At 66.5% G+C, this 25,436-nt stretch carries 19 protein-coding genes and 1 pseudogene; 7 read left to right on the top strand and 13 right to left on the bottom strand.

Annotated features, from left to right (window positions below; genetic code table 11):
- Positions 1–41: 41 nt before the first annotated feature.
- Positions 42–2,729, bottom strand: coding sequence for an alanine--tRNA ligase (gene alaS, locus ABIA30_RS03295; protein ID WP_370062021.1), 2,688 nt, complete (start codon positions 2,727–2,729; stop codon positions 42–44).
- A gap of 264 nt (positions 2,730–2,993) precedes the next feature.
- Between alaS and ABIA30_RS03290 the strand changes: the two genes are divergently transcribed.
- Complete coding sequence (locus ABIA30_RS03290; RefSeq protein WP_370062019.1) at positions 2,994–3,614, top strand: hypothetical protein; 621 nt, start codon at positions 2,994–2,996, stop codon at positions 3,612–3,614.
- A 15-nt stretch (positions 3,615–3,629) separates the two neighbouring features.
- Here ABIA30_RS03290 and ABIA30_RS03285 read toward each other — a convergent pair whose 3' ends face one another.
- The 8 genes from ABIA30_RS03285 to ABIA30_RS03250 form a co-directional block, all read right to left on the bottom strand.
- Positions 3,630–4,949, bottom strand: a complete 1,320-nt coding sequence (locus tag ABIA30_RS03285; protein ID WP_370062017.1) for a replication-associated recombination protein A — start codon at positions 4,947–4,949, stop codon at positions 3,630–3,632.
- 41 nt (positions 4,950–4,990) lie between these two features.
- Positions 4,991–5,827: a DUF3097 domain-containing protein gene (locus ABIA30_RS03280; protein WP_370062015.1), complete on the bottom strand. Its 837-nt coding sequence runs from the start codon at positions 5,825–5,827 to the stop codon at positions 4,991–4,993.
- 84 nt (positions 5,828–5,911) lie between these two features.
- Positions 5,912–6,244, bottom strand: a complete 333-nt coding sequence (locus ABIA30_RS03275; protein WP_370062013.1) for a DUF4333 domain-containing protein — start codon at positions 6,242–6,244, stop codon at positions 5,912–5,914.
- A gap of 55 nt (positions 6,245–6,299) precedes the next feature.
- Complete coding sequence (locus ABIA30_RS03270; RefSeq protein WP_370063287.1) at positions 6,300–7,325, bottom strand: putative zinc-binding metallopeptidase; 1,026 nt, start codon at positions 7,323–7,325, stop codon at positions 6,300–6,302.
- Positions 7,318–8,214, bottom strand: a complete 897-nt coding sequence (locus ABIA30_RS03265; RefSeq protein WP_370062011.1) for a transglutaminase N-terminal domain-containing protein — start codon at positions 8,212–8,214, stop codon at positions 7,318–7,320. The genes ABIA30_RS03270 and ABIA30_RS03265 overlap by 8 nt, the downstream gene beginning before the upstream one ends.
- Positions 8,211–10,871: a circularly permuted type 2 ATP-grasp protein gene (locus tag ABIA30_RS03260; protein WP_370062009.1), complete on the bottom strand. Its 2,661-nt coding sequence runs from the start codon at positions 10,869–10,871 to the stop codon at positions 8,211–8,213. The genes ABIA30_RS03265 and ABIA30_RS03260 overlap by 4 nt, the downstream gene beginning before the upstream one ends.
- The gene (locus ABIA30_RS03255; RefSeq protein ID WP_370062007.1) at positions 10,871–14,185 is read right to left on the bottom strand and encodes a DUF2126 domain-containing protein; all 3,315 of its coding nucleotides are present in this window, start codon (positions 14,183–14,185) and stop codon (positions 10,871–10,873) included. The genes ABIA30_RS03260 and ABIA30_RS03255 overlap by 1 nt, the downstream gene beginning before the upstream one ends.
- 75 nt (positions 14,186–14,260) lie before the next feature.
- Complete coding sequence (locus ABIA30_RS03250) at positions 14,261–14,734, bottom strand: winged helix-turn-helix transcriptional regulator (RefSeq protein ID WP_370062005.1); 474 nt, start codon at positions 14,732–14,734, stop codon at positions 14,261–14,263.
- 96 nt (positions 14,735–14,830) lie between these two features.
- Here ABIA30_RS03250 and ABIA30_RS03245 point away from each other — a divergent pair, with 96 nt between their 5' ends.
- Complete coding sequence (locus ABIA30_RS03245; RefSeq protein WP_370062003.1) at positions 14,831–16,015, top strand: acetyl-CoA C-acyltransferase; 1,185 nt, start codon at positions 14,831–14,833, stop codon at positions 16,013–16,015.
- Positions 16,016–16,087: 72 nt separating this feature from the next.
- Here the strand turns inward: ABIA30_RS03245 and ABIA30_RS03240 are convergent, their stop codons facing one another.
- Positions 16,088–16,519, bottom strand: a complete 432-nt coding sequence (locus tag ABIA30_RS03240) for a nitroreductase family deazaflavin-dependent oxidoreductase (protein WP_370062001.1) — start codon at positions 16,517–16,519, stop codon at positions 16,088–16,090.
- 80 nt (positions 16,520–16,599) lie between these two features.
- On the bottom strand, positions 16,600–18,369 hold the full coding sequence (aspS, locus tag ABIA30_RS03235) for an aspartate--tRNA ligase (protein ID WP_370061999.1): 1,770 nt from the start codon (positions 18,367–18,369) through the stop codon (positions 16,600–16,602).
- A 75-nt stretch (positions 18,370–18,444) separates the two neighbouring features.
- Here aspS and ABIA30_RS03230 point away from each other — a divergent pair, with 75 nt between their 5' ends.
- Positions 18,445–19,326: an oxidoreductase gene (locus ABIA30_RS03230; protein WP_370061997.1), complete on the top strand. Its 882-nt coding sequence runs from the start codon at positions 18,445–18,447 to the stop codon at positions 19,324–19,326.
- Positions 19,327–19,330: 4 nt separating this feature from the next.
- Here ABIA30_RS03230 and ABIA30_RS03225 read toward each other — a convergent pair.
- A pseudogene (locus ABIA30_RS03225) lies at positions 19,331–19,987 on the bottom strand (phosphoribosyltransferase); the annotation flags it as partial.
- Positions 19,988–20,103: 116 nt separating this feature from the next.
- On the opposite strand from ABIA30_RS03225, the gene ABIA30_RS03220 reads away from it, so the two are divergent.
- Both ABIA30_RS03220 and ABIA30_RS03215 read left to right on the top strand, forming a co-directional pair.
- Positions 20,104–20,577 carry an MPT63 family protein gene (locus tag ABIA30_RS03220; RefSeq protein WP_370061995.1) on the top strand — a complete coding sequence of 158 codons (474 nt, stop codon included), beginning with the start codon at positions 20,104–20,106 and terminating at the stop codon, positions 20,575–20,577.
- Positions 20,578–20,643: 66 nt separating this feature from the next.
- Positions 20,644–21,144, top strand: a complete 501-nt coding sequence (locus ABIA30_RS03215) for an SRPBCC family protein (RefSeq protein ID WP_370061993.1) — start codon at positions 20,644–20,646, stop codon at positions 21,142–21,144.
- Here the strand turns inward: ABIA30_RS03215 and ABIA30_RS03210 are convergent.
- The gene (locus ABIA30_RS03210) at positions 21,132–22,766 is read right to left on the bottom strand and encodes a carboxylesterase/lipase family protein (protein ID WP_370063285.1); all 1,635 of its coding nucleotides are present in this window, start codon (positions 22,764–22,766) and stop codon (positions 21,132–21,134) included. The two genes, ABIA30_RS03215 and ABIA30_RS03210, sit on opposite strands and share 13 nt — an antisense overlap.
- Between ABIA30_RS03210 and ABIA30_RS03205 the strand changes: the two genes are divergently transcribed.
- Both ABIA30_RS03205 and ABIA30_RS03200 read left to right on the top strand, forming a co-directional pair.
- Positions 22,684–23,592, top strand: coding sequence for a neutral zinc metallopeptidase (locus tag ABIA30_RS03205; RefSeq protein ID WP_370061991.1), 909 nt, complete (start codon positions 22,684–22,686; stop codon positions 23,590–23,592). The two genes, ABIA30_RS03210 and ABIA30_RS03205, sit on opposite strands and share 83 nt — an antisense overlap.
- 148 nt (positions 23,593–23,740) lie before the next feature.
- Positions 23,741–25,426, top strand: a complete 1,686-nt coding sequence (locus tag ABIA30_RS03200; RefSeq protein ID WP_370061989.1) for a cytochrome c biogenesis protein DipZ — start codon at positions 23,741–23,743, stop codon at positions 25,424–25,426.
- Positions 25,427–25,436 lie beyond the last annotated feature (10 nt).

The following is a 25,436-nucleotide window of genomic DNA, read 5'->3' as shown; positions in this document are numbered from 1 at the left end:
ACGAGCACAGCGACGGGATGAGTCGGCAGGTGACACGAAAACTAGCTCCGGCCCAGTTCGGCGCGTAGCGCGGCCAGACCCGCGTCAATACCCGCGGCCCCTTTACCGGAGCCCTGTGCCAGATCTGCTTTTCCACCACCGCGGCCGCCTACGGCCGCACCCAGCCGCTGAACCAGTTCGTTGGCCTTCAGGCCGAGGTCTTGCGCGGCGGCATTGACCGCCACCACGTACGGCACCGAATCACCTTCACCCTCGGCGATCAACGCGATCACCGCAGGCTCCGAGCCGAGCTTGCCCTTGATGTCGCCGACCAAGCTGCGCAGGTCACCTCCGGAGAAGCCGCCGGCCATCCGCTGGGCAACCAGACGGACCTTGCCGACCACTTCTGCCCCCGCCGCAGCGTTGGCGGCGGCGGCCTTGGCGCCGGCCAGTCGTACCTTGTCCAGTTCCTTCTCGGCAGCCTTCAGCTTGTCGACCAGCGTGGCCACCCGAGCCGGCACTTCCTCCGACGGCACCTTCAGCGAGGACGCCAGGCCCGCCATCAGTGCGCGTTCCTTGGCCAGATGGCGGAACGACTCCAGGCCGACGTAGGCCTCGACCCGTCGCACGCCCGAGCCGACCGACGACTCACCCAGGATGGTGACCGGGCCGATCTGCGCGGAACGCTGCACGTGGGTACCACCGCAGAGCTCCAGCGAGAACGGTCCGCCGATCTCGACCACTCGCACCTCGTCGGGGTATGCCTCGCCGAACAGCGCCATGGCGCCCATCGACTTCGCTTTGTCCAAGCTGGTGTTGAAGGTGTTGACCGCAAAGTCGGCCTGCACGGCCTCGTTCGCAACCTCTTCGATCTCGGTTCGCTGGTCTTCGGACAGCGAACCCTGCCAGTTGAAGTCGAACCGCAGATAACCCGGGCGGTTCAGCGAACCCGCCTGCACGGCGTTGGGGCCCAACACCTGTCGCAAAGCGGCATGCACCATGTGGGTGCCGGAGTGCCCCTGGGTGGCGCCGCGACGCCAGCTCGGATCGACAGCGGCCACGATGGTGTCGCCCTCGACGAACTCACCGGCCTGGACGTTGACCGTGTGCACCCACAGCGTCTTGGCGATCTTCTGCACATCGGTCACGGCCGCCTTGGCGGCGGCCGAGCCACCCGTGCCCGCGATGGAGCCGATATCGGCGATCTGACCACCGGACTCGGCGTACAGCGGGGTGCGGTCCAGCACCAGTTCGACAGTCCCGGTATCTGAGCCGTGGGTCACCACCGGAACCCGCTTGCCGTCCACGAAGATACCGAGAATCCTTGCCTCGGAAGTCAATTCGTCGAAACCCGTGAACTCGGTGGGCCCGGCGTCGACCAGGTCGCGGTAGGCGGACAGGTCGGCATGCGCGTGCTTGCGTGCTGCGGCGTCGGCCTTGGCCCGCTGCCGCTGCTCGGTCATCAACCCGCGGAAGCCCTCTTCGTCGACCGACAGGCCGGCCTCGGCGGCCATCTCCAAGGTCAGTTCGACCGGGAAGCCGTAAGTGTCGTGCAGGGTGAACGCGTCACTGCCGGACACCACGGTGGACCCGGCGGCGCGCGTGGCCGCGGCAGCTTCCTCGAACAACCGCGAGCCCGACACCAGGGTTCGGTTGAAGGCGGTCTCCTCGGCGACGGCGATGCGGTTGATCCGTTCGAAGTCCGTCACCAGCTCCGGGTACGACGGGCCCATCTCGTCGCGCACGGTGGCCATCAGTTCGGCCATGATCGGCCGCTCCACGCCGAGCAGCTTGGCCGCGCGGATGATGCGGCGCAACAGCCGGCGCAGCACATAGCCGCGGCCCTCGTTACCCGGGCTGACGCCGTCGCCGATGATGATCGCCGCGGTGCGGCTGTGGTCGGCGATGACGCGGTAGCGCACGTCGTCGGTGTGATTCCCGGCGCCGTATCCGCGCGGTGCGATCCCGGCCACCAGGTCGATCACCGGGCGGACCAGGTCGGTCTCGTAGACGTTGTCCACGTCCTGCAGCAGGCAGGCGATGCGCTCGACCCCCATGCCGGTGTCGATGTTCTGCCGCGGCAGCGGACCGAGGATCTCGAAATCGGTCTTGCTGGTGCCCTCGCCACGCTCGTTCTGCATGAACACGAGGTTCCAGATTTCGATGTAGCGGTCCTCGTTGGCTTCCGGGCCGCCTTCGATGCCGTACTCGGGTCCGCGGTCGTAGTAGATCTCCGAGCACGGGCCGCATGGTCCCGGGATGCCCATGGACCAGTAGTTGTCGGCCTTGCCGCGGCGCTGGATGCGCTCGAGCGGCAGTCCGGCCACTTCCTGCCATAAGGCGATGGCCTCGTCGTCATCCAGATAGACGGTGGCCCAGAGCTTTTCCGGGTCAAAGCCGTAGCCGCCCTCGGACACCGAGTTGGTCAGCAGGCTCCAGGCCAGCTCGATGGCGCCCTTTTTGAAGTAGTCGCCGAACGAGAAGTTGCCGGCCATCTGGAAGAAGGTGTTGTGCCGGGTGGTGATGCCCACCTCGTCGATGTCCGGGGTTCGAATGCACTTCTGCACGCTGGTCGCCGTGTTGTACGGCGGGGTGCGGTCTCCCAGGAAATAGGGCACGAACTGCACCATGCCGGCGTTGACGAACAACAAGTTCGGATCGTCCAGGATCACCGATGCACTCGGCACCTCGGTGTGGCCCGCTTTCACGAAATGATCGAGGAATCGTTTCCTGATCTCGTGTGTCTGCACGTGCTGTTGTCCTTCATCGGTGGGCCAGGTAGTTGCCCGCATTACAGTACCGGGCTGCAGGTTCACGGCTTTGACCCCAGCCCGTACGACCAGCCCAACAACCATTGTGCGCGGCACCGCCGCCGGGCATTGTGCGCGGCACCGCCGCCGGGCATTGTGCGCGGCACCGCCGCCGGGCATTGTGCGCGGCACCGCCGCGGAGGACAGTTGTCAATGACCGGTGGCGCCACCGGGGCGCCGCCCTGAAACAAGAGGGGGTGGACCGTGTTCGCACGTTCTACCACGATGATGGCGCACCCAGACCAGCTCGACGCCGGCATTGCCTTCGTCCGCGACCAGGTGATGCCTGCGCTGCAAGAACTCCCGGGCTCGATCGGAGTGTCGCTGATGGTGGACCGGAAGTCGGGCCGGTCCATTGCCACCAGCGCATGGGAGTCAGAGGACGCGCTGCACTACAGCGCCGGGTCGGCACGTCGGTACCGCAACCTGGCTGCCGAACGGTTCGGCGGCACGGTGATGACAGCGCAATGGGAGATCGCGGTCCTGCACCGTGAACACAGTTCGGACAGCGGTGCCTGCGTGCGTGCCACCTGGCTCACTGTGCCGCGCGACCTGGTCGACGAGGGCGTCGAGTACTACCGCGACTCCGTGCTGCGGCAGGTCGAGCATCTTCCCGGCTTCTGCAGCGCCAGCCTGCTCATCGATCGGGTCACCGGGCGCGCGGTGTCCTCGGTGTCATTCCGCAGTCGCCAGTTGATGCAGGACCACCGGGATCAGGCCACCGCGCTGAAGGTCGCCTCCATCGAAGCAGCGGGCGCGTCAGAGATCGACGATCACGAGTTCGATCTGGTCATTGCGCACCTTCGGGTGCCTGAGCTGGTGTGACCGAGCGACGGCGGGTCAGCGCTTGCGCCGGATGATGGCCCGTAGCTTTTCCAGCCGGCCGGCGATCTCCCGCTCGGCGCCGTGCGCGGTGGGCCGGTAGTAGTCGACCCCGACCAGGTCGTCGGGCGGATACTGCTGGGCCGCGACGCCCCCCGGATGGTCGTGCGCGTATTTGTAGCCCTGCGCGTGTCCGAGCGCAGCGGCACCCGCGTAGTGGCCGTCCCGCAGATGCGGCGGTACCAGCCCGGCCTTGCCTGCTTTGATGTCGGCCATGGCTGCGCCCAGCGCTGCGGTCACGGCATTGGATTTCGGTGCGGTCGCCAGGTGCACGGTGGCGTGCGCCAGGGTCAGCTGGGCTTCCGGCAGCCCGATCAGTTGCACGGTCTGAGCCGCGGCGACCGCCAGCGGCAAGGCGCTCGGGTCGGCGATGCCGATGTCCTCGCTGGCGAGGATCATCAGCCGGCGCGCGATGAACCGCGGGTCCTCCCCTGCGGTCAGCATCCGGGCCAGATAGTGCAGCGCCGCGTCGACGTCGGAGCCGCGCACTGACTTGATGAAGGCGCTGATCACGTCGTAGTGCTGGTCGCCGTCGCGGTCATACCGCACCGCGGCCTTGTCCAGTGACTGCTCGATGACTTCGACCGTCACCCGTTCGCCGGCTTCGGCCGCCACCTCCAACGCGGTCAGCGCTCGGCGGGCATCGCCGGCGGACAGCGTCACCAGTAGTTCGACCGCGTCGTCATCGACCTCGACTTCGCCGCCCAGCCCGCGTGGGTCGGCGACCGCGCGCCGCACCACGGTCCGCACTGCCTCGGCGTTCAACGGTTGCAACTGCAGGATCAGCGACCGGGACAACAGCGGGGCCACCACCGAGAAGGACGGGTTCTCGGTGGTCGCTGCCACCAGCAACACGACACGGTTCTCCACCGCGGCCAACAGCGCATCCTGCTGGGTCTTGGAGAACCGGTGCACCTCGTCGATGAACAAGACGGTCTGCCGGCCGTGAATCGCGTGCCGGCGCGCGTCATCGATGACTGCGCGTACCTCTTTGACCCCGGCCGACAGCGCCGACAAGGCCTCGAACCGGCGTCCGGTGGCGCCGGAGATCAGCGAGGCCAAGGTGGTCTTGCCCGTGCCCGGAGGCCCGTACAGGATCACCGAAGCCGCGCCGGATCCCTCGACCAATCGGCGCAGCGGTGACCCGGGTTTGAGCAAGTGATCCTGGCCCACCACCTCGTCGAGGCCGGCGGGCCGCATCCGCACCGCCAGTGGCGCGGATATCGAGGACCCCGCGCCAGGGTCACCGGCGTCGAGGTCGAACAGCCCGTCAGACACTGTTCAGACTTACCACGCCGGGCCGACCAAAGCGCCGAACGCTAGCCGGCGGGCGCGGTGACGAAGTCGATGAGTTCCTCGACCCGGCCGATCAGCGCCGGCTCCAGATCGTTCCAGTCGCGTACCTGGCCGCGGATCTTCTGCCAGGCCCGGGCGATGTCAGCCTGGTCGGCGTGCGGCCAGCCCAGCGCCTCGCACACCCCGTGCTTCCACTCGATGCCGCGTGGGATCACGGGCCAGGCCTGCTTGCCGATACGGGCGGGTTTGACGGACTGCCAGATGTCGATGAAAGGGTGCCCGACGACCAGCGTGTGCTCCCCGCCGGGACCGCGGCGTACCTGCTCGGCGATCCTGGCCTCCTTGGAACCGGCCACCAGATGATCGACCAGCACACCCAACCGGCGGCCCGGGCCGGGCTGGAACTCGCGCACGATGGCGGCCAGATCGTCCACGCCGCCGAGGTATTCGACGACGACACCTTCGACCCGCAGGTCGTGTCCCCACACCTGTTCGACCAGCTCGGCGTCGTGCCGGCCTTCGACGTAGATGCGGCTGGCCAATGCAGTACGGGCCTTGTGGCCCTTGACCGCGACCGAACCCGAGGCCGACCGGGTGGCAGCGGCCGGTGCCGAGCGACGCGGCGCCACCAGCTCGACGGGGTTGCCGTCGAGCAGATACCCGGGCCCCAGGGGGAACGGCCGGCGGTGACCGTCGAAGTCCTCCAGCTCCACCCGCCCGTACTCCACCCGAACGACGGCGCCGACATATCCGGTCTGGGCATCCTCGACCACCAGGCCGATCTCGGCAGGTTGCTCGGTGGAGCGCTTCCTGGCGTTCGGGTTTCGGGACAGCACGTCGGATCCGTATCGATCGCTCACCCGAGCAATCCTAGGAATGAACGGCCGCGAATCATGCTCGTGGCACAGTGAATTCAGATCACGGAGCCGTTACGATGTGGCGCGCTAGTTGGTCGGTGCGGGCTTGACCGGCTCGGTGTTGATGTCGAATACCGCCTTCTCGCCGTCGACCTTCGAAATCTTCATGTGCGCCAGGTAGGCCACGCCGCGGGGCCCGGTGAACGTGCAGTCGAAGGCCCCACCGGGCTTCGCCGCGATCCCCGAGGGGCACTGCACGTCGGTGGGCGTGAACTTCGTCTTCTGCGACACCAGGTTGACTACCGCCTGCGCTGCGCCGTCGGGCTTGATGGTGGCACCGGTGCTACATCCCGTCAGCTGAAGTGCCGCCACGGCAACGACTGTGGCCGCTGCAAAGTGGGCGATGCGCGCGCGTTTCATGTGCGCGATGGTGCTCTACGTCACGCTGTGCGTCAACGCGCCGCGCGTGAACGATTCAGAACCGTTCACCTGGTGAGTCGACGACGGAATGGACGAACCGCATCTTGTCCAGCACCGGCGGCGGCAGCACGAACGGATACAGATCCTTTTTGCCCATCGAACGATTGACCATGTTCAGCGCCCAGGTCAGCGGCAGCCACAGCTCGATCAGGGTGTCAAAACCGCTGGGGCCCAATACACCTCGTTCGAAGGTGGCGCCGGCTGGGACGAATCCGAAAGCCGCCGCCGTATCGAGGGTGTCCCGGATGTGCAGATAATGCGCGAAGGTCTCGGCCCAGTCCTCGGCCGGGTGCATCGACGCGTACGACGAGACGAAAGACTGCTCCCAGCCCGCCGGCGTACCGCCACCGTAGTGCTGGTCCAGGGCAGCCTGATAGTCGAGGCCGGGGTCGCCGAACAGTTCGGCGAATCGGCCGAGGCGCTCGGCCGACGGATCGACCAGTCGGTAGAAGTAGTAGTGGCCCACCTCATGACGGAAGTGGCCCAACAGGGTTCGGTACGGCTCGTCCATCGCGATGCGCAGTTGCTCACGATGGACGTCGTCGCCCTCGGCCAGGTCCAGCGTGATGACCCCGTTCTGGTGGCCGGTGAGCACCGGCCGCGGCCCGCTGGACAACAGGTCGAATGCCAATCCACGCTGCGGATCCTGATCGCGACCGATGATCGGCAAGTTCAGCTCGCGGCACTCCACGAGTAGTCGGCGCTTGGCCTTCTCCGCCTCGGCAAATGCCGCGAGCGCCTTGCTGTCGGTGTCGCCGGGCCGCGTCCTGGTCAACACGCAGGACGCGCACAGTTGCGGTACCGGACTCACGTGAACCAGCCAATTGCATTCGGCCAGGTGAAGATTCGCGCACAGTTGGTAGTCGGCCGAAGCCACCGAGCCGGTGTGCTTCGCACCTTCGGAGATGACCAGCAGCGCCATGTCGTCGAGCGAGAAGCCCAGTGCGCTGTCGCAGCCCAGACACACCGAATTGTCGAAGGCCAACCGTTGACCACAAGCGGGACAGGTGAAGTCACGCACTCGGCTGCCCCACGTCCAGCGGCGCCACGTCCACCGAGACATCGATGACGCTGCTCTCGGAGTCGGTGTAGATGATGCCGCGCAGCGGAGGAATATCGGCATAATCGCGGCCGAAACCCACCACGATGTATCGCTCGTCGACCATCTGGTCGTTGGTCGGGTCCAGGCTCAGCCACCGGTCCCCTGGGGTCCACACCGAAGCCCAGGCGTGGGTGGCATCAACACCGATCATGCGTTCCTTACCGGGCGGTGGGTCGGTGGCCAGATATCCCGAAACATAGCTCGCGGCAAGGCCATTGGCACGCAGGCAGGCGATGGCCAACCGGGCGAAATCCTGGCAGACCCCTGCCCTGGCGGCCAGCACCTCGCCGACCCTGGTGGACACCGTCGTCGACCCGGACCGGTAAGTGAAGTCGGTGAAGATTCGCGAGGTCAGGTCGCGCAAGACCTCGATCAGGGTCCGTCCAGGGGTGAAACTCGGTGCGGCATAAGCCCTCACCTCGTCGGTGATCTCTTCGGGCTGCAGATCCAGGGTGAACTCGGTGGCCAGCGCGCCGCCCGGTCCGATCGGGCGGGCCGCCTCCCAGGGCGCGACGGCCGTGCCTGCGGTGTACCAGTCGGCCGGCGGCGGATCGACCTGCACAACGGCGTTCCCGATCACCGTCAGCTGCCGATGTCGTTGCGTCACATGAAAATACGAGCTGACGTTGTCGTAGGCGTCTCGGCTGGTCGAGGCGTCTGCCGGATCGGGGTCGACCACGAGGTCATGGGACAGGCATCGCTGCCGTGCACCGTCTCGTGGAGTCAAGAAGCCCCGGCCATAGGAGCTGCTGACGTCGTCGGAATACCGGTAGGTGGTCCGATGAGTGATCTGGTACTGCCTGGTCATGGCATCATCCGGCGCTCGTCGGGGCCCCACAACGGCTGCATACCGCTGGGCAGTGCCAGGTGGGTGGCCGTGATCAGGTCGGACAGTTCACGCAGATCTGCGTGGATGCCTGCCAGCAGTTCGTCCAATTCGTCTCGCTGCCCGTCTGCGTCGATGTGCTCGAGGTCAACCGGGTCCAGACGCCTCAGCCTGGCCCCGATCTCGTCGATCAGCCGTTCCGGACGGGTCGAGCCCGTCGAGGATGGCAGCGCTCGCAGATCGGTGCGCAACCGCTCCAGTTGGAAAGCCAACGACCGCGGGTTCTCCTCGTCGAAGAGCACCAGATCGGCCACCGCGGCGACGCTGACCTTGCCCAGCGTCCGGCGCCGGTACATCACCGAGGACTCGCAGACCACCAGTACCGACTCGGTCACAGTCCGTTCGGCCTCGGTATCGCGGACGGCCACCAGGGTGGCGCGCAGCAGCGCGGTCAGCTCAAGTCCCCGCTCGATGCGCTTGCCGACGTCCATGACCGTCCAGCCGACGTCGCGGACCATCGATTCGGCCGCGACCCCGGACAACGCGAGCATGCCGGCCAGCGTCTGACTGTGCGCGGTCGCCAGGTACGTCTCTCCCTCGGTCTTGGACTCCGGAGGCAACAGAGCGCGGCGCCGCCGCCGCGCGGTATCGGAGGGCGTCAGCACCGCGCGTTCGACCCCGGCCAGCACCATCCAGGTGTCGTGGGACATCTGGTCACGGACACCGCGCGCGGCGAGCCCGAGTCGCTCCACGGACTGGGCCAACGATCCGGGCCGGTGCCGATCTGCGGTCAATGCCCACAGCGTGGTCAACGTGATGGCCACCTGTTCGTCGTGGTCACCGTCAGCCCCGGTGTCGGTGCCGGTGATCACGCCCAGAGCGGTCAGCAGCACCGGGACGCAGTCACTGGCCGCGAGGTCGCGGCGGTGCCGGTACTCGTGATGGCGCTCGCGGGTGACGGTGAGCAGTCGCGCGGTGAACTCGGCGCGCTCGGCGTACCGCCCCAGCCAGAACAGATCGGAGAGCACGCGCGGTGAACTCACCGCGCGGGTGGGGCTCGGGGTCATCGCGGGCAGGTCCACCGGCTGGGCCGGAACCGCCGTGGCGCGATCGGAGGTACGCACCCAAACATCCTTGGCGGCAATGGTGTTCATGCCGTATGCACCATTGGCTCGCGCCATGATGTACCCGAGGCCGCCGACCATCGGTGCATAGCCGCTGCGTTGCGCAACGGCGAACAACCGCATCCCGACGCCACCGACAGACAGGCCGCTGCGGAGTACATCTATTGGTGCACAGGAATATTCGGGCAACTCCTGACCGATCCACCGGGTCGGAGCGGCGGATATCCGGGCGGCCAGCTCCTCCCGTTCAGCCTGGGACAGGGCCGGTCCGACGATGTCCGGTCCCCCGGCCACCGGACGGATCAGCAGGCTGTCCAGTCGCGCGAGCAGATGTGCGCGTTCGCCGTCGATACCGCCCCAGTAACAGTGCGCGGTGGCCAGCTCGGGCGTCTCACCGGTGAGCAGCCGCGCCAACTCCGGCAGAAAGCGAAGAATGCCAGGGCTTTCGAGTATTCCGCTGCCCAGCGTGTTGACCACGGTGACCGCACCGCGCCGCAGCGCCTCGACCAGACCGACCACGCCGAGCCTGGAGTCCGGTCGCAGGTCCAACGGATCGACGTAGTCGGCGTCGATCCGGCGCAGCACCACGTCGACCCGCTTGAGTGTGCCCAGCGACCGCATCCACAGTTTGCCGTCGCGTACCACCAGGTCAGCACTCTCGACCAAGGGGAACCCCAGGACGCCGGCCAGATAGGCCTGGTCGAATGCGGTCTCGGAATGCGTGCCCGGGCTGAGCACCACCACGACGGGTTCCTGGGCAGCCTCAGGCGCGGCGTCGATCAGCGCGAGCCGCAGCGCCTGCGCCCATGGGGACGCCGGCCGTGGAGCCACTTGTTCATACAGATCGGGCACCGCATGCGCGATCACCCTGCGGTCGGCCAATGCGTATCCGGCGCCCGACGGCGCCTGGGTCCAGTCGGCGTTGACCGTGAACCGGCCTTCGCGGTTGCGGCTGACGTCGCAGCCATGGAGGAAAAGCTGATGCCGGCCGGGTACCGCGATGCCACGCGCTGCGCGCACATACCCCGGGTGTTCGAACAACAGCTCAGCGGGCAGCACGCCTGAGGTGATCGCGCTGCGGGCACCGTAGAGATCGGTCAGCACGGCGTCCAACAGCCGGGACCGCTGCACCAGACCCGATTCCAGGGTGTTCCAGTCTTCGGCCGACACCATCACCGGAAGCGCGTCGAGCTGCCAGGTGCCCGCGGCCGGCACCCCGTCGACATCGGTGATGGTCTCGCCGTGGCGATCGAACTGGACGTAGGTGATGCCGTCGTTGTCGACCGCTGCGCGGACCGCGCTGCGCAACTGATCCAGGCCGGCCCTACCCCGGGTCGTCACACAGTCCGCGAGTTCGTGCCAGGCCGGTCGGATCTGGCCGGTGTCATCGACGAACTCGTCGTATACGTCGTCATGCACCTCGAACAACGCCTCTTGGGCGCGGGCACCGCGGTAGGCGGTGAGCGCACCAGTGGCATCTATCGGCTGATGTGAGCTCGGAGTGTGCAGAACCATTACCGCAAAACGGTACGCACCCGGCGCAGATCGAGGATGCCGGGAGCACCCGTGTCGGTCGATTGCCGGGCTTGTTTCTCCCGGAGATCGGCCAGATCGACCCGGCCCGGGGTGAATCCGGCGGTTTCGAATCGCCTGCCCCGGCGTGATTCGGCCTCGGCTGCATTGACCGGGGCGGTGTCGTAGGCCCGGCCGCCCGGATGCGATACGTGGTAGGTGCAGCCACCTTTGGAGAAGCCGGTCGTAGCGTCGATCAGTTCGAAGCGCAGCGGGCCGTCGACGGTGATGGTCGGGTGCAGGGCACTGGGCGGTTGCCACGCGCGGAACCGGACGCCGCCGACCTGGACATCCGGGGTATCGGTGGCCAGCAACGGGATCGGGTGACCGTTGGCGGTGACCACGTAGCGGTGCCGGTCCGCCCCGACCAGGCGGACCTGGATGCGTTCAACCGCCGAGTCCACGTACCGCGCCGTGCCCGTCCCGGTGGATTCCTCACCCAGGGTGTTCCACGGTTCGATCGCGCCGCGCAATTCCAGCTCGACGCCGTCGATCACGGTATGACCGATCCGCGGAAACCTGAATTCGGTGAACGGGTCGAGCCAACTGGTCTCGAAGGCCACGCCGTTGGCACGCAGATCGGCAGCGACCTGCGCAATATCCTGAATAATGAAGTGCGGCAACAGGTATCGTCCATGCAGGTTGTCGCCATGCCGGATCAGCGGCGCCCGCAGCGGCTGATCCCAAAACCACGCGACCAGGGACCGCACCAACAGCGACTGCACCATCGCCATCTGAAAATGCGGCGGCATCTCGAACCCACGCAATTCCAGCAGGCCGAGGCGCCCGCGGGCGCTGTCGGGGCTGTAGAGCTTGTCGATGCAGAATTCGGCACGGTGGGTGTTGCCGGTGATGTCGGTCAGCAGGTGCCGCAGCGCCCGGTCGGTGACCCACGGGGGGTCGCTTTCGGAGCGACCATCTTCAGCGTCGGACGACTGCCCGGAGCTGAGCCGCTCGATCTCGGCGAAGGCGATCTCCAGCTCGTAGAGCGACTCGGGGCGTCCCTCGTCGACCCGGGGCGCCTGCGAGGTGGTGCCGACAAAACGGCCGGCGAACAGGTACGACAGTGCCGGGTGCCGTTGCCAGTAGGTCAGCATCGAGACCAGCAGATCCGGGCGGCGCAGCAGCGGTGAGTCCGCCGGGGTGATACCTCCCAAAGTGATGTGGTTGCCCCCGCCGGTTCCGCCGTGGGTGCCGTCCACGTCGAACGATTCGGTACACAGCCGGGCCTGCCGAGCTTCCTCGTAGAGGGTCTGAAGCTGAGCGGCCTGCTCGGTGAAACTCACCGTCGGCGCGACATTGACCTCGATGACGCCGGGATCCGGCGTGACGCTCATCCGTTGCAGCCGCGAGTCCGTCGGCGGCCCGTAGCCTTCGATGACCAGTTTGGTGCCGATGTCCGCCGCGGCCGTCTCGATGCGGGAGACCAGGTCGGCGAAGTCGTCGAATGCCTCGATCGGCGGCAGGAACACATACAGCAGGCCGTCGCGCACCTCGGCCACCACGGCGGTGGCCGGGGCGCCCTCGGCACTTTCGACGACGGCCTGCCCACGCTGCGGGCCGACCTGCCCTTCGACCAACGGATCATGGTCGTAGGTGGGGCGCGGCGGGCGCCAGCTGATCGAACTGAGCGGCAGCCGCAGACCCGCCGGGGAATCGCCGTCGACCAACACCAGGCGACCTCGGCGCAACTGCCAGTCCGCCGAGGCCCACCCTGAGTCGTCGGCCCGCCGGTGCAGCGGCAGCACGTACGCAGTCGGGGCGGTGACCGGCTGATCGAGTCTGCGCAGCAATGCTTTTCGCTGCTCGGCATCGTCGATGGTCAGGTCGTCGCCGGGATCGACCGCTTCCCCGCGGGGTTGGCGCACCGAATCGGCCAGGCGTGCCAACGGGTCTTCGTAGGCCGGCCGCACCTGGCTGTCCGGCAGACCCAAGCCGCTGGCGATCTCGGTGAGTAACCGTAGCGGTGTGCTGCTGTCGGCCGGATCGCTGCCGGTATCGGCCCAGGGATCGGCAAGCAGCTGCGGGTCACGCCACAGGGGTTGACCGTCAGTCCGCCACAGCAGCACGATCTGCCAGCGTGGCAGCGGCTCTCCGGGGTACCACTTGCCCTGACTGCGTTGCACCAAACCATCTGGCGCCCAGAGGGTTTTGAGCCGCGCGGCCAGCACGGACGCGCGTTCTCGTTTCTGCGGACCGTCGGCTGCGGTGCTCCATTCCGGGGCACTCTGATCGTCGATCGAGATGAAGGTCGGCTCTCCCCCGACGGTCAACCGGACGTCAGCGTCGGCGAGCCGCTTGTCGATTCGTTCACCCACCTCGCAGATCTTTGCCCACGCGGTTTCGGTGTACGGCAGCGTGACCCGCGGATCCTCGTGGACTCGAGTCACCCGATTCGTGAAATCCAGTGTGGTTTCGCATGATTCGGTAGCACCGGTGATCGGGGCAGCCGACTCGGGGTGCGGGGTGGCCGACAGCGGGATGTGCCCCTCGCCCGCGAAGAGCCCGGACGTCGGGTCCAACCCGATCCATCCGGCACCCGGGATATATACCTCGGTCCAGGCATGCAGATCGGTGAAATCCGCTGCCGGGCCGGAAGGTCCGTCGAGCGCCTCGACGTCGGAGCTGAGCTGGACCAGATAGCCGGAGACGAACCGGGCGGCCAGGCCCAGCTGCCGCAGGATCGCCACCAGCAACCAGGCCGAGTCACGACAGGATCCGACGGCCGTCCGCAGCGTGAAATCCGGTGTCTGCACACCGGGTTCGAGGCGAAGGCTGTACCCGATGTCTGCGTTCACCGCTTGGTTCAGCGAAACCAGGAAGTCGATGGTTCTGGTGCCCGGACTGATGCGGACGTTACTCACCCATTCGCGCGTCAGATCCTCGGCGCCGTCGACCGGTCGCAGATATGGTTCCAGGTCGGCCCGCAGGCTTTCCGGGTACTCGAACGGGACTGTCTCGGCCCACTCTTCGATGAAGAAGTCGAAGGGATTGACCACCCTCAGGTCGGCGATCAGGCCAACGGTGATGGTCAGATCCTGGGTCCGGTTTGGGAACACCAGGCGGGCCACATAGTTTCCGAAGGCATCCTGCTGCCAGTTCACGAAGTGGTCGGCGGGCTCCACCTTCAGCGAGTAGGCCTCGATGGGGGTCCGCGAATGCGGCGCCGGGCGCAGCCGAACCACATGGGGATATACCTCGACCAGGCGGTCGAACGTGTAGCTGGTGCGATGCTCCAGCGCCACTTTGATTCCCATGACGTTTGATCCCACCACAACACCGCCCGACCCGCAGCGCATGCAACGTCCCCGTGTCCTGCACCGCGCTGTGTGCTATCTCCGCCGTCGGGCCAGCTTCACCCCGAGTTCTTCAGGCGGGACGTCATGTCCCTGCGTGCAGCGGACCTGCACGGAGACTTCTGCGCCACACCCCAGGTGCGTCAGCCGCAGCCCGGAGTCGGAGATGTAGTTGCGCCCCCACTCGAACATCGCCCAGATCACCGGCATGAAGGCGGTACCGGCGTCGGTCAGCACGTATTCATCGCGACTCCGTTGGCCGGGCTCCCGGTAGGGCCGCCTGGTGAGCAGGCCGGCCTCCACCAGCTCTGCCAGCCGGGCCGACGTGGCGGCCTTGGTTATCCCCACCCGTCGGGCGAAATCGTCGAAACGTGTTGTGCCGTAGTAGGCCTCGCGCATGATCAGCATCGCCGATTTGGTTCCCACCAGGTTCATGGTCTTTTCGATCGAACACTGGCCGACTGCCGACCAGCTGTCGCGTTCGGCAAGTGGCCCGAGCAGCACTGTCATGCAGATCACTCTACAGCTGGGTTGTTGTTAGTAAACCCAGCTGTTACATCTAGGTATAGGAAACAGTACTCAGCGTGGAGTTCACAGGAGGAACAAATGTCCGGATACACCGACCGTGACGCCGTCATCGTCGCCGCGGTACGCACGCCCGTAGGCAAGGGCAAAGCCAGCGGCGCGCTGCATGACGTGCTGCCCGCCGACCTGCTCGCACACAGCCTGCGCACGGTGGTCGACCGCACTGGCGTCGACCCGGTTCTGATCGACGACGTGATCGCGGGCGCGGTCACGCAGGTGGGCGATCAGGCGGTGAACATTGCCCGAAATGCCTTACTGGGAGCCGGTTTTCCCGAAAGTGTGCCCGGCACCACGGTGGACCGCCAGTGCGGCAGCTCGCAGCAGGCGATTTCCTTTGCCGCGCAAGGAGTTCTGGCCGGATCCTACGACGTGGTGATCGCGGCGGGCGTGGAGTCGATGTCGCGCGTGCCAATGGGATCGAACGTACTGCCCGGCAGCAACCCATTCGGGGTCGGTGTGGCCGAACGATACCCGGACGGTCTGGTACCCCAAGGTATCAGCGCCGAACTGATCGCGGCCAAATGGAATCTGTCGCGCACCGAGCTCGATGAATTCTCCGCAACCAGCCACGAGAAGGCAGCCCGCGCGGCCAAAGACGGGCTGTTCGACAACGAGCTGGCGCCGATCGCTGGACTGAGTGCCGACGAGATCATCCGTCCCGGCACGACGGTCGACACCCTGGCCGGGCTGAAACCGGCGTTCTACACCGAGGCGTACGCTGCCCGGTTCCCCCAAATCCGGTGGGAAATAACGCCGGGAAACTCATCGCCCTTGTCCGACGGCAGCGCGGCGGTGATGATCACCAGCGGCGCCTTCGCCCGAACCCACGGCCTGCAGCCGCTGGCTCGGATCCACACCATGACCGCGGTGGGCTCCGACCCGCTGTACATGTTGACCGGCGTCATCCCCGCGACCGAGAAGGTGTTGGCCCGGTCCGGACTCTCGCTGGCCGACATCGACCTGTTCGAGGTCAACGAGGCGTTCGCGCCGGTGGTGCTGGCCTGGGCCCGCGATACCGGGGCTGACCTGTCCCGGACCAACGTCAACGGCGGTGCCATCGCGATCGGGCACCCGTTGGGCGCTTCCGGCGCACGCATCATGACCACCTTGGTCAACGCCCTGGAGCAGCGCGGCGGCCGGTACGCACTGCAGACCATGTGTGAGGGCGGCGGCATGGCCAACGCCACCATCATCGAACGGCTGTAGACGGACCAGCGTCCATGGTCGGCTCGTGTGCGAGTTCTTCGTGAAATCTCGCACACAAGCCGACGTTGGGCGCTAGGCGCGAACCAATTCGAACAGCGGAATCACGCGCGACGTCTTCGCCTGGTATTCGGCGAAGACGGGCGCCACGGCCGTGATCGACGGATATGTGGCCTCCCGCTCATCTGCGGGCAATTCGCGGGCCACGACGTCATAGGCGTCGGCACCGATCTCGATGTGGGCATGGGGATTGGCCCGCAGGTTGTGCACCCAGTCGGGATTGGTGTCGGCGCCGGCCTTCGAGCCGACGATGATCACCTTGCCGTCGATGGGCAGATACGCCAGCGGCGCGAGCCGAGGCTCGCCCGACTTCGCGCCGGTGGTGGTGAGGAGCAACAGGTTGCCGCCCTCGAACTGGCCACCGACCTTGCCGCCGTTGGCGCGGAACTCGTCGACGATGCCCGCATTGAAGGCATGAAAAGCTGCAGCATCCGTGAATTCGGTCATGCCTCACCCAACCCCGCGAGCAGACGCAAATGTTCCCGTTTCACGGCGTGTCGGGGAACATTTGTGTCTGCCGGCGAAACTCAGGCCTTCGCCTCGGGCTTGGCGTCGATACCGGATTCCTTGCGCTGCTGCGCGGTGATCGGCGCCGGAGCATCGGTCAACGGATCAACACCGCCACCGGACTTGGGGAAGGCGATGACCTCACGGATCGAATCCACGCCGGCCAGCAGCGCGGTGATCCGATCCCAGCCGAAGGCCAGACCTCCATGCGGCGGAGCGCCAAAAGTAAAGGCGTCCAACAGGAATCCGAACTTGTCTTGGGCTTCGGCCGCATCGATGCCCATCATCGCGAACACCCGCTCCTGGACGTCACGACGATGGATGCGGATCGAGCCACCGCCGATCTCATTGCCGTTGCACACGATGTCGTAGGCATCGGCCATCGCGGAGCCCGGATCGGTGTCGAACGTGGCGATCGACGAAGTCTGAGGCGAGGTGAAGGCGTGGTGCACCGCGGTCCAGGCACCCGAACCCACGGCCACATCGCCGGACTCGACGGCATCCGAGGCGGCTTCGAACAACGGCCAGTCGACCACCCAGGTGAAGGCCCACGCCGCCGGATCGATCAGGTCCAAACGCTTGGCGATCTCGATACGCGTGGCACCCAGCAGCGCCCGCGCCCCCTTGGCCGGGCCCGCCGCGAAGAAGATGCAGTCCCCCACCTTGGCACCGACGTGTTCGGCGAGCCCGGCTCGCTCGGCGTCGGTGAGGTTCTTGGCCACCGGGCCACCCAGCTCGCCGTCTTCGCCGACCAGCACATAGGCCAGGCCCTTGTGGCCGCGCTGTTTGGCGAACTCCTGCCAACCGTCGAGCGTGCGCCGCGGCTGCGAAGCACCACCGGTCATCACCACCGCGCCGACGTACGGCGCCTGGAACACCCGGAACGGAGTGCCGGAGAAGTACTCGGTGCACTCGACCAACTCGACACCGAAACGCAGATCCGGCTTGTCCGAACCGAACCGGCGCATGGCCTCCTCGTAGCTGATCCGCGGCAGCGGCAGGGACAACTCGACGCCGATCAGCTTCCACAGCGCCGCGAGAACCTCCTCGGACACCGCCATCACGTCGTCGGCGGAGACGAAGCTCATCTCGAGGTCCAGCTGGGTGAACTCGGGCTGACGGTCGGCGCGGAAATCCTCGTCGCGGTAGCAACGGGCGATCTGGTAGTAGCGCTCCATGCCGGCCACCATGAGCAGCTGCTTGAACAGCTGCGGGCTCTGCGGCAGGGCGTAGAACGAACCGGGTTGCAGCCGCGCCGGCACCAGGAAGTCGCGTGCCCCTTCCGGCGTCGACCGGGTCATGGTCGGGGTCTCGACCTCGACGAAGTCGTGCCCGTCCAGTACCGCGCGGGCGGCGGCATTGACCTTGGACCGCAACCGGATGGCGTTGCCCGGGCCTTCACGGCGCAGGTCCAGGTAGCGGTACTTGAGCCGGGCCTCTTCGCCCGGCGTGTCGTCGAGCTGGAACGGCAGTGGGGCGCTCTCACTGAGCACCTCCAGAGTCGTTGCGTTGACCTCGATTTCACCGGTCGGGATATCCGCGTTCGCGTTGCCCTCAGGGCGCACCTCGACGACGCCGGTGACCAGCACGCAGAATTCCGCCCGCAGCCGATGCGCCTGTTCGAGCACCGCGGCGTCGCGGAACACCACCTGTGACACCCCTGACGCATCACGCAGGTCGATGAAGATGACGCCGCCGTGGTCGCGCCGGCGCGCCACCCATCCGGCCAGGGTCACCGTCTGACCGGCGTCGGTGGACCGCAACGAACCGGCGGTGTGGCTGCGCAACACGAAAACTCCTCAAAGTTCCTCAGGTGAGTCGACGGGTCAGTCTAGTGGGCTACCTCAACGGGTAATTTGGCGACGGTGAGCTTTGCACTCGTAGGTCCGGGCGCCATCGGGTCGACTGTCGCCGCGCTGCTGTACGACGCCGGCCACCAGGTGCTGTTGTGTGGCCGCACCGCCCGCGATCAGATCGAGGTCCGGCCCGACCACGGCGATCCCATCATCGTCCCCGGCCCGGTACTGACCGATCCGTCGGCAATCGACGGTCCGGCCGATGTCGTGCTGCTCGCTGTCAAGGACACCCAGATTGCCGAAGCGGCGGCGTGGCTCGAGCGGCTGTGCGACGGGAAAACCGTGGTGCTGGCCCTGCAGAACGGTGTCGAGCAGGTGCAGCGAGTCGGCCCCTACTGTCCCGAGTCGACGGTGCTGCCGGTCGCGGTGTGGTTCTCGGCCGAGATGCAGACCGGCGGTTGGGTACGTCAACGCACCCCTGCCCGCCTGGTGCTCCCCGACGCGCCCGCCGCCCGCCACATGCTGGAGCAGCTGCAGGGCCCGGCGCTCTCGGTCGACATCGACCCGCACTTCCTGACCGCCGCATGGCACAAGCTGCTGGTCAACGCGGTGGCCGGGCTGATGGTGTTGACCGGACGCAAGTCGGGCATGTTCCGTCGCGCCGACGTCGCCGGGCTGGCCCAGGCCTACCTCGCCGAGTGCCTGACGGTCTCCCGCGCCGAGGGTGCGCACCTGCCGGACGAGGTGATCGAACAGATCGCCGACATGTTCACCGCGGTACCGGAAGACCTCACCACCTCGATCCTCACCGACCGCGAGAAAGGGCGGGTACTTGAGTGGGACATTCGCAACGGGGTCATCCAGCGCAAGGCCGCCGGACACGGCATCGCCACCCCGATCAGTGATGTGGTGGTGCCTCTCCTGGCCGCTGCCAGCGACGGGCCCGGCTGAGGTCGAGCAGCACCCGCACTTCTGCGTCGCTGACCTGATGGAAATCCCGGAACGATTCGCCGACCGCGCGAAACGGCGACGGCATTGTCACGCACACAACGTCATCGGCGATACCAGCGAACTCACGGCAACTCGACTCCGATGCGACGGGCACGGCTACCACCACCCGCCGAGGGCGGCCCGGACGCAATGCCTGCACTGCCACGAGCATGCTGGCGCCCGTGGCCACTCCGTCATCGACGACGATCACGGTCTTGCCGGTCACCTCGAGCGGTGGACGACCATCCCGGTAGAGCGCCTCCCGACGCACCAGCTCCAGGCCTTCACGCGCCACGATCTCGGACAACTGCCGCGGCGAAATCCGGAGTGTCCGAACCACATCGTCGTTGATGACCATCCGGCCACCGCCCGCCAGCGCACCTATCGCGTACTCCTCGTGGCCGGGTGCACCCAGCTTCCGCACGATGAACGCGTCCAGCGGGACCCCCAGCGCGGCGGCAACTTCCCAGGCGACCGGAATGCCACCCCGGGCCAAGCCGAGCACCACGACATCGTCGTTCCCGCGGAACGCCCCCAGTAAGGCAGCCAGCGCCTGCCCCGCCTCTCGGCGATCGCGAAAGACGCGCCGCGGCAAATTCTGGGTGAAGTCTCGCGCGGACATTGGTCCACCTCCCCAGGTCGACCGCACAAACGCCCTACTCATCGAGGGTATTCACATCCCGAGAATTCAGTGGTAATCCGTATGAGATCGCCATACCAAACATCCAGGAGGTACACATGAAGGTCACCAGGATGATCGTGACGGCCGTTGCGACCGTGGGGATCATGGGCAGTACCAGTGCGCCGATCGCATCGGCCGCCTACCCAATCGTGGGCAAGCTCGGCAGCGAACTGACGATGGTCGATTCGGTCGGCGGGGTCGACCTCGCATGGAAGGTCAGCGGCCTCAAGCCGAGCACCGATGTGATGCCGGGCTATCCGGTTGCGGGCAAGCTCTGGGAGGCCACGGCGACGGTCCGGGCCATTCGGGGCAGTGTCACACCGGGTGTATCGCAGTTCAACGCCGTCGCGCCGAATCAGGCGAGCTACCGCGTGCTGTGGCAGGTCGCCAGCCCGGTCAACATCAGTGGGGGGACCATTCCGGAGGGCGGGCAATCGACCGGCAAGATCCACTTCGACGTCACCGGTGCGCCGCCGAACACCGTGACCATGAACAACGGCATGGAAGATCTGTTGGTCTGGACGCCCTAGAACTCGGCAGGTAGCCGCGCACGACCAGGGCGGACCACTAGACACCTTGCTTTATGGTGTCTAGTCATGAAGATCTACCCGTGCGAACCCGTCGGCCTGGATTTCATCGACGACGCACCGTTCCGCTTCGTCAGCAAGGTCGCTCTGGCGATCACGCCCGAGCAGTTGTTCGAGGTACTCGCCGACGAGGCGTCGTGGCCGCACTGGGCCACGGTGATCACCAACGTGGAGTGGACCAGCCCGCAGCCGTACGGCGTCGGCACCACCCGCACCGTGACGATGCGCGGTCACATCGTCGGCGCCGAGGAATTCTTGGCCTGGGACCCGTTCGCCTACATGGCTTTCCGGTTCAATACCAGCACTTCGCACCTGATCTCCGCCTTTGCGGAGGGCTACACCGTGGTGGAGACGCCGCAAGGCTGTCACCTGACCTGGGTGATGGCAATGAAGCCGAACGGGTTCGCCGGCGAGTTGGGCATGAACGCGGCCCGGCCCGTGATGGGCTGGTTGTTCCAGCGGTTCCTGCACAACCTGCGCCGCTACACCGACAAGCGTTACGGCAAGTAGAGCCCGTCCCACGCCTCGCGACGCACCTGGTCGGGGTCGGCGACCGTCTCGTCGCGCCCGGAGCCGATCACCCGGGTCGCCCTCCGGTCGGTGTCGTAGGCGGGCCAGTCGGCGATCTCCGCCTTGGCGAACTCCAACCACGTGCGTTGCATCCGCCGACCTACCGACGGTTGCACCTGACGGCCCAGTGGGTGCAGCAAGCGCCCCATGAACGATCCGTAGCTGTGTTGGATGTGCACGATCTCGCTGCCGTGGGTGGCGCCCAGGCCCAGCACCTTGAGGGTCCAGGTGGTGTGGTCGAAGCGATACATGTGTGTCGCGGCGTGGGCACTGTAGGCATCGGCGAAGGCCCAGGTGGGCGCGCCGAACATGACATCGGAGCCGACGCTGATCAGTGCACGCCGTCCCGGATACCAGGTATATGCCTGCAGTACCGCACTTTTCGCATCGGGGGCGGTGCGGGCAAAGTAATCGTCGACCATCGCGATGGTGGTCGGGAGCATCGGCGGCCGGCCCCACGCGAACATTGACGCCTCGCGGCTGTTGGTGCCGATGATCAATGGCACCGGATGTACCGTGCCGGTCCGCGCGGCCTGCACCGGATGAGCAGGCAGCAGGTCAACTCCGTAGGTCAGTCCATACGCCAATACCGGTGTGGCAGTGACACTTTCACCCTGCAGCTGTCCCGCGGCGCGACGCAACTCACGCTGTGGTAGCGCCTTGATCTGGTCGACTCCAACCCCGAGCCGCCGGACGAACTCGTGGGCCTGACGTGCGCGGGATTCACGATCGGCAATCAACGGCAGCGCCGGGCTCTGCGCGATCGCCCGTCCGAACAACCCGGCGGCCGCCGGGCTGGCCAGCAGCGCCAACACCGATGTGGCGCCGGCGGATTCACCGAAAACGGTGACCCGCCCGGGGTCACCGCCGAACGCCGCGATGTTGTCGCGCACCCACTGCAGCGCGGCGATCTGGTCGCGCAGACACAGGTTGTCGTCGAATCCCTCCCCTAGGTCGCCGAGCTCGAAACCGCCGAAAACTCCCAACCTGTAGGTGACGTTGACGACCACGACGTTGCCGTTCGCCGCCAGCCGGGAACCGTTGTACAGCTCCAATTGACCCGCCCCGTATACAAATGCGCCTCCGGGAATCCAGACCATCACTGGCAGGCTGCCGTGTACATCTGGTGACCAGACGGTGACGGTCAGGCAGGCTTCGTCCCGCATCTTGGGGTCATCGCGGCCGCCACCGACGAACGACTTACCCTGCGGCGGGATCGGGCCATGGTTGATGGCATCGCGGATACCCGTCCACGACTGCAATGGTTGTGGGGCTCGGAAGCGCAGATCGCCGACGGGTTGCTCGGCATATCCGACACCGCGCCAGACCTGGACCTTGCCTTCGCTGGTTCCTCGCAGTCCGCCCGCACCGGTGTGCACGACAGTCGAACGATCGATGGTTTCCGACTGGACGGCCACGCAGCGAATCCTAGTGTGGAAAGCTGAACGCAGCAGTCTCTTCAGGCCGGACGGAGTGGTGATGACCTTCAACGAAGGTATGCAGATCGACACCAGCAACACGTCGACCAGCGGCGGTGGCTTCGGCGGCCGCGGGATCGCGATCGGCGGCGGTATCGGTGGCCTGCTGATCACCGTCGTTGCGTTGTTCCTCGGGATCGATCCGAGTTCGGTGACACCGCAACAGGGGCAGGGCGCGGCGATCGGCCAGGGCCAGGGCTCCGACACCGCCGGGGGCGGCGCCTACGACCTGACCAAGTGCAGGACCGGCGCGGACGCCAACAAGTACCTGGAATGCAAGATCGTCGCCACCGGCAACTCGGTGGACGCGGTGTGGTCGCAGCTGCTGAAGGGCTATACCCCGCCGAAGATGCGGCTGTTCAGCAACAGCGTGAACACCGCCTGCGGCCCGGCCACCACCGAGGTCGGCCCGTTCTACTGCCCGGGCGACAAGACCGCTTATTTCGATACCAGCTTCTTCCAGACCCTCGTTGACCAATTCGGTTCCAGCGGTGGACCTTTGGCCCAGGAATACGTGGTGGCCCACGAGTACGGCCACCATGTGCAGGACCTGCTCGGTGACATCGGCCGGGCCCAACGTGGGCCGCAGGGCGCGCAGGGCAACAGCGTTCGCACCGAACTGCAGGCGGATTGCTACGCCGGGATCTGGGCGCACTATGCCTCGACCGTCAAGCAGAAGAGCACCGGTGTGCCGTTCCTTGAGCCACTGACCGACAAGGACATCGCCGACGCGCTGTCGGCGGCGTCCTCGGTCGGCGATGACCGCATCCAGAAAGAGATGCAGGGCCGGGTCAATCCGGAGAGCTGGACCCACGGGTCATCGGCCGAACGCCAGAAGTGGTTCACCGCCGGCTACCAGACCGGCGACCCCAAGCAGTGCGACACCTTCAACGCGCGCAATCTGGGCTGACACCCCCCTGCCCGACGTTCGCGCGGTAGTCGATCGGACAAATCTGACAGAACCGTGACGGCGGTGTCCGAGACCGGCTTTGGCGATCGGTGCGCCGTAGCGTGAATGGTGTCAACCACCGCCGCGGAAGGGAAATCCGGTCCTACTCATGCTGACACTTATCGGGATCGGTTTCGTCGGCGGACTCATCACCGGTGTATCGCCGTGCATCCTGCCGGTGCTACCGGTGATCTTCTTCGCCGGGGCCACCACTGACGCCTCCGGAACACCAAGTGCAACAGCGCCATCCGACCGCACCCGGCCGTATCGGGTGATCGCCGGCCTGGTGGTCAGTTTCAGCCTGGTCACCCTGAGCGGGGCAACGCTGCTCTCGCTACTGCACCTGCCGCAGGACACGATTCGCTGGATCGCGCTGATCGCATTGATCGCCATCGGACTGGGCTTGATCTTCCCCCAATTCGAGACGCTGCTGGAGAAGCCGTTCGCCCGGCTACCGATGAAGCAGGCCGACGCCGGGCGCAGCGGATTCACCTTCGGTCTGGCCCTGGGCGCCTTGTATGTACCGTGCGCCGGGCCGGTGCTGGCTGCCATCATCGTGGCCGGAGCGACCGGCACCATCGGCGTCAACACGGTGGCGCTGACGCTGTCGTTCGCCATCGGCACCGCCCTGCCGTTGCTCGCGTTCGCCTTGGCCGGAAACCGACTGGCCGAGCGGGTCGGCGCGTTCCGCCGTCGACAGCGCGCGATCCGCATTGCCGCGGGCGTGGTGACCATGCTGCTGGCCGTGGGCCTGGTGTTCAATCTGCCGGCCGCGGTGCAGCGAGCAATCCCCGATTACACACACGCACTGCAGGACAAAGTCGCGTCGCCCGGCCAGCTCACCTCGATTACCGCGGGCGACCCGTCAGCCTGCCCGGAAGGCGCTTCCCAGTTGCAAAACTGCGGTGCCGCGCCGGATTTCGCGGGGATCAGCACGTGGTTCAACACCCCGGGGAACGCACCGATCAACCTGCAGTCACTGCGCGGCAAGGTGGTGCTGGTCGACTTCTGGGCTTACTCCTGCATCAATTGTCAGCGCGCGATCGCCCATGTCGAGAACTGGTACCGCGCTTATCATGATCAGGGCCTGGAGGTCATCGGCGTGCACACGCCGGAGTACGCGTTCGAGCGGGTACCCGAGAACGTCCGGGCCGGTGCAGCCGATCTGTCCATCACCTATCCGGTGGCGCTCGACAACGACTACGCCACCTGGAACAGCTACCACAACAACTACTGGCCGGCCGAGTATCTGATCGATGCCCAAGGAAACATCCGGCACACCAAGTTCGGCGAAGGCGACTACGACGCCACCGAAGGCTTCATCCGGCAACTGCTTTCGGAGGCCAACACCACCGCCAAGCTACCGCCGGCGACGTCGATCACCGATCAGACGCCCAACGCCGTCCTCACCCCGGAGACCTATCTGGGTGCCGGGCGGTCCGAAAACTACGGAGGCTCAGGAAGTTACGCCGCAGGAACAACCACCTTCGATTACCCGCCGAGCTTGGCCGACAACAAGTTCGCATTACGCGGCAGATGGGCCGTCGACGATCAGTCGATCACCGCGCAAGGCGATGGCGCCGCACTGGAGCTCAACTACCAGGCCCACGACGTCTACCTGGTCGTCGGCGGCACCGGAACACTGACAGTCACACAGCACGGCCACAGCACCACCGTGCCGGTCAGCGGAGCTCCCAACATGCGAACGGTGGTCTCCGGCAACAACACCGGCCCCGGGCACGTCGAGATCGGCCTTACCCCGGGCCTGCAGGCCTATTCATTCACCTTCGGCTGACCCGTGTCGC

The organism is Mycobacterium sp. MAA66 (assembly GCF_041261665.1).
Lineage (GTDB): Bacteria > Actinomycetota > Actinomycetes > Mycobacteriales > Mycobacteriaceae > Mycobacterium.
Note: the sequence above shows the minus strand (reverse complement) of the source record. Positions and strands in the feature narration are given on the sequence as shown.

Bases quoted from the DNA above. Each gene is read 5' to 3' on its own strand.
- ABIA30_RS03275 (WP_370062013.1), bottom strand. From the start codon at position 6,244: ATGAAACGCGCGCGCATCGCCCACTTTGCAGCGGCCACAGTCGTTGCC.
- ABIA30_RS03265 (WP_370062011.1), bottom strand. From the start codon at position 8,214: ATGACCAGGCAGTACCAGATCACTCATCGGACCACCTACCGGTATTCC.
- ABIA30_RS03260 (WP_370062009.1), bottom strand. From the start codon at position 10,871: ATGGTTCTGCACACTCCGAGCTCACATCAGCCGATAGATGCCACTGGT.
- ABIA30_RS03255 (WP_370062007.1), bottom strand. From the start codon at position 14,185: ATGGGAATCAAAGTGGCGCTGGAGCATCGCACCAGCTACACGTTCGAC.
- ABIA30_RS03250 (WP_370062005.1), bottom strand. From the start codon at position 14,734: ATGACAGTGCTGCTCGGGCCACTTGCCGAACGCGACAGCTGGTCGGCA.
- ABIA30_RS03245 (WP_370062003.1), top strand. From the start codon at position 14,831: ATGTCCGGATACACCGACCGTGACGCCGTCATCGTCGCCGCGGTACGC.
- ABIA30_RS03240 (WP_370062001.1), bottom strand. From the start codon at position 16,519: ATGACCGAATTCACGGATGCTGCAGCTTTTCATGCCTTCAATGCGGGC.
- ABIA30_RS03220 (WP_370061995.1), top strand. From the start codon at position 20,104: ATGAAGGTCACCAGGATGATCGTGACGGCCGTTGCGACCGTGGGGATC.
- ABIA30_RS03215 (WP_370061993.1), top strand. From the start codon at position 20,644: ATGAAGATCTACCCGTGCGAACCCGTCGGCCTGGATTTCATCGACGAC.
- ABIA30_RS03205 (WP_370061991.1), top strand. From the start codon at position 22,684: ATGACCTTCAACGAAGGTATGCAGATCGACACCAGCAACACGTCGACC.
- ABIA30_RS03200 (WP_370061989.1), top strand. From the start codon at position 23,741: ATGCTGACACTTATCGGGATCGGTTTCGTCGGCGGACTCATCACCGGT.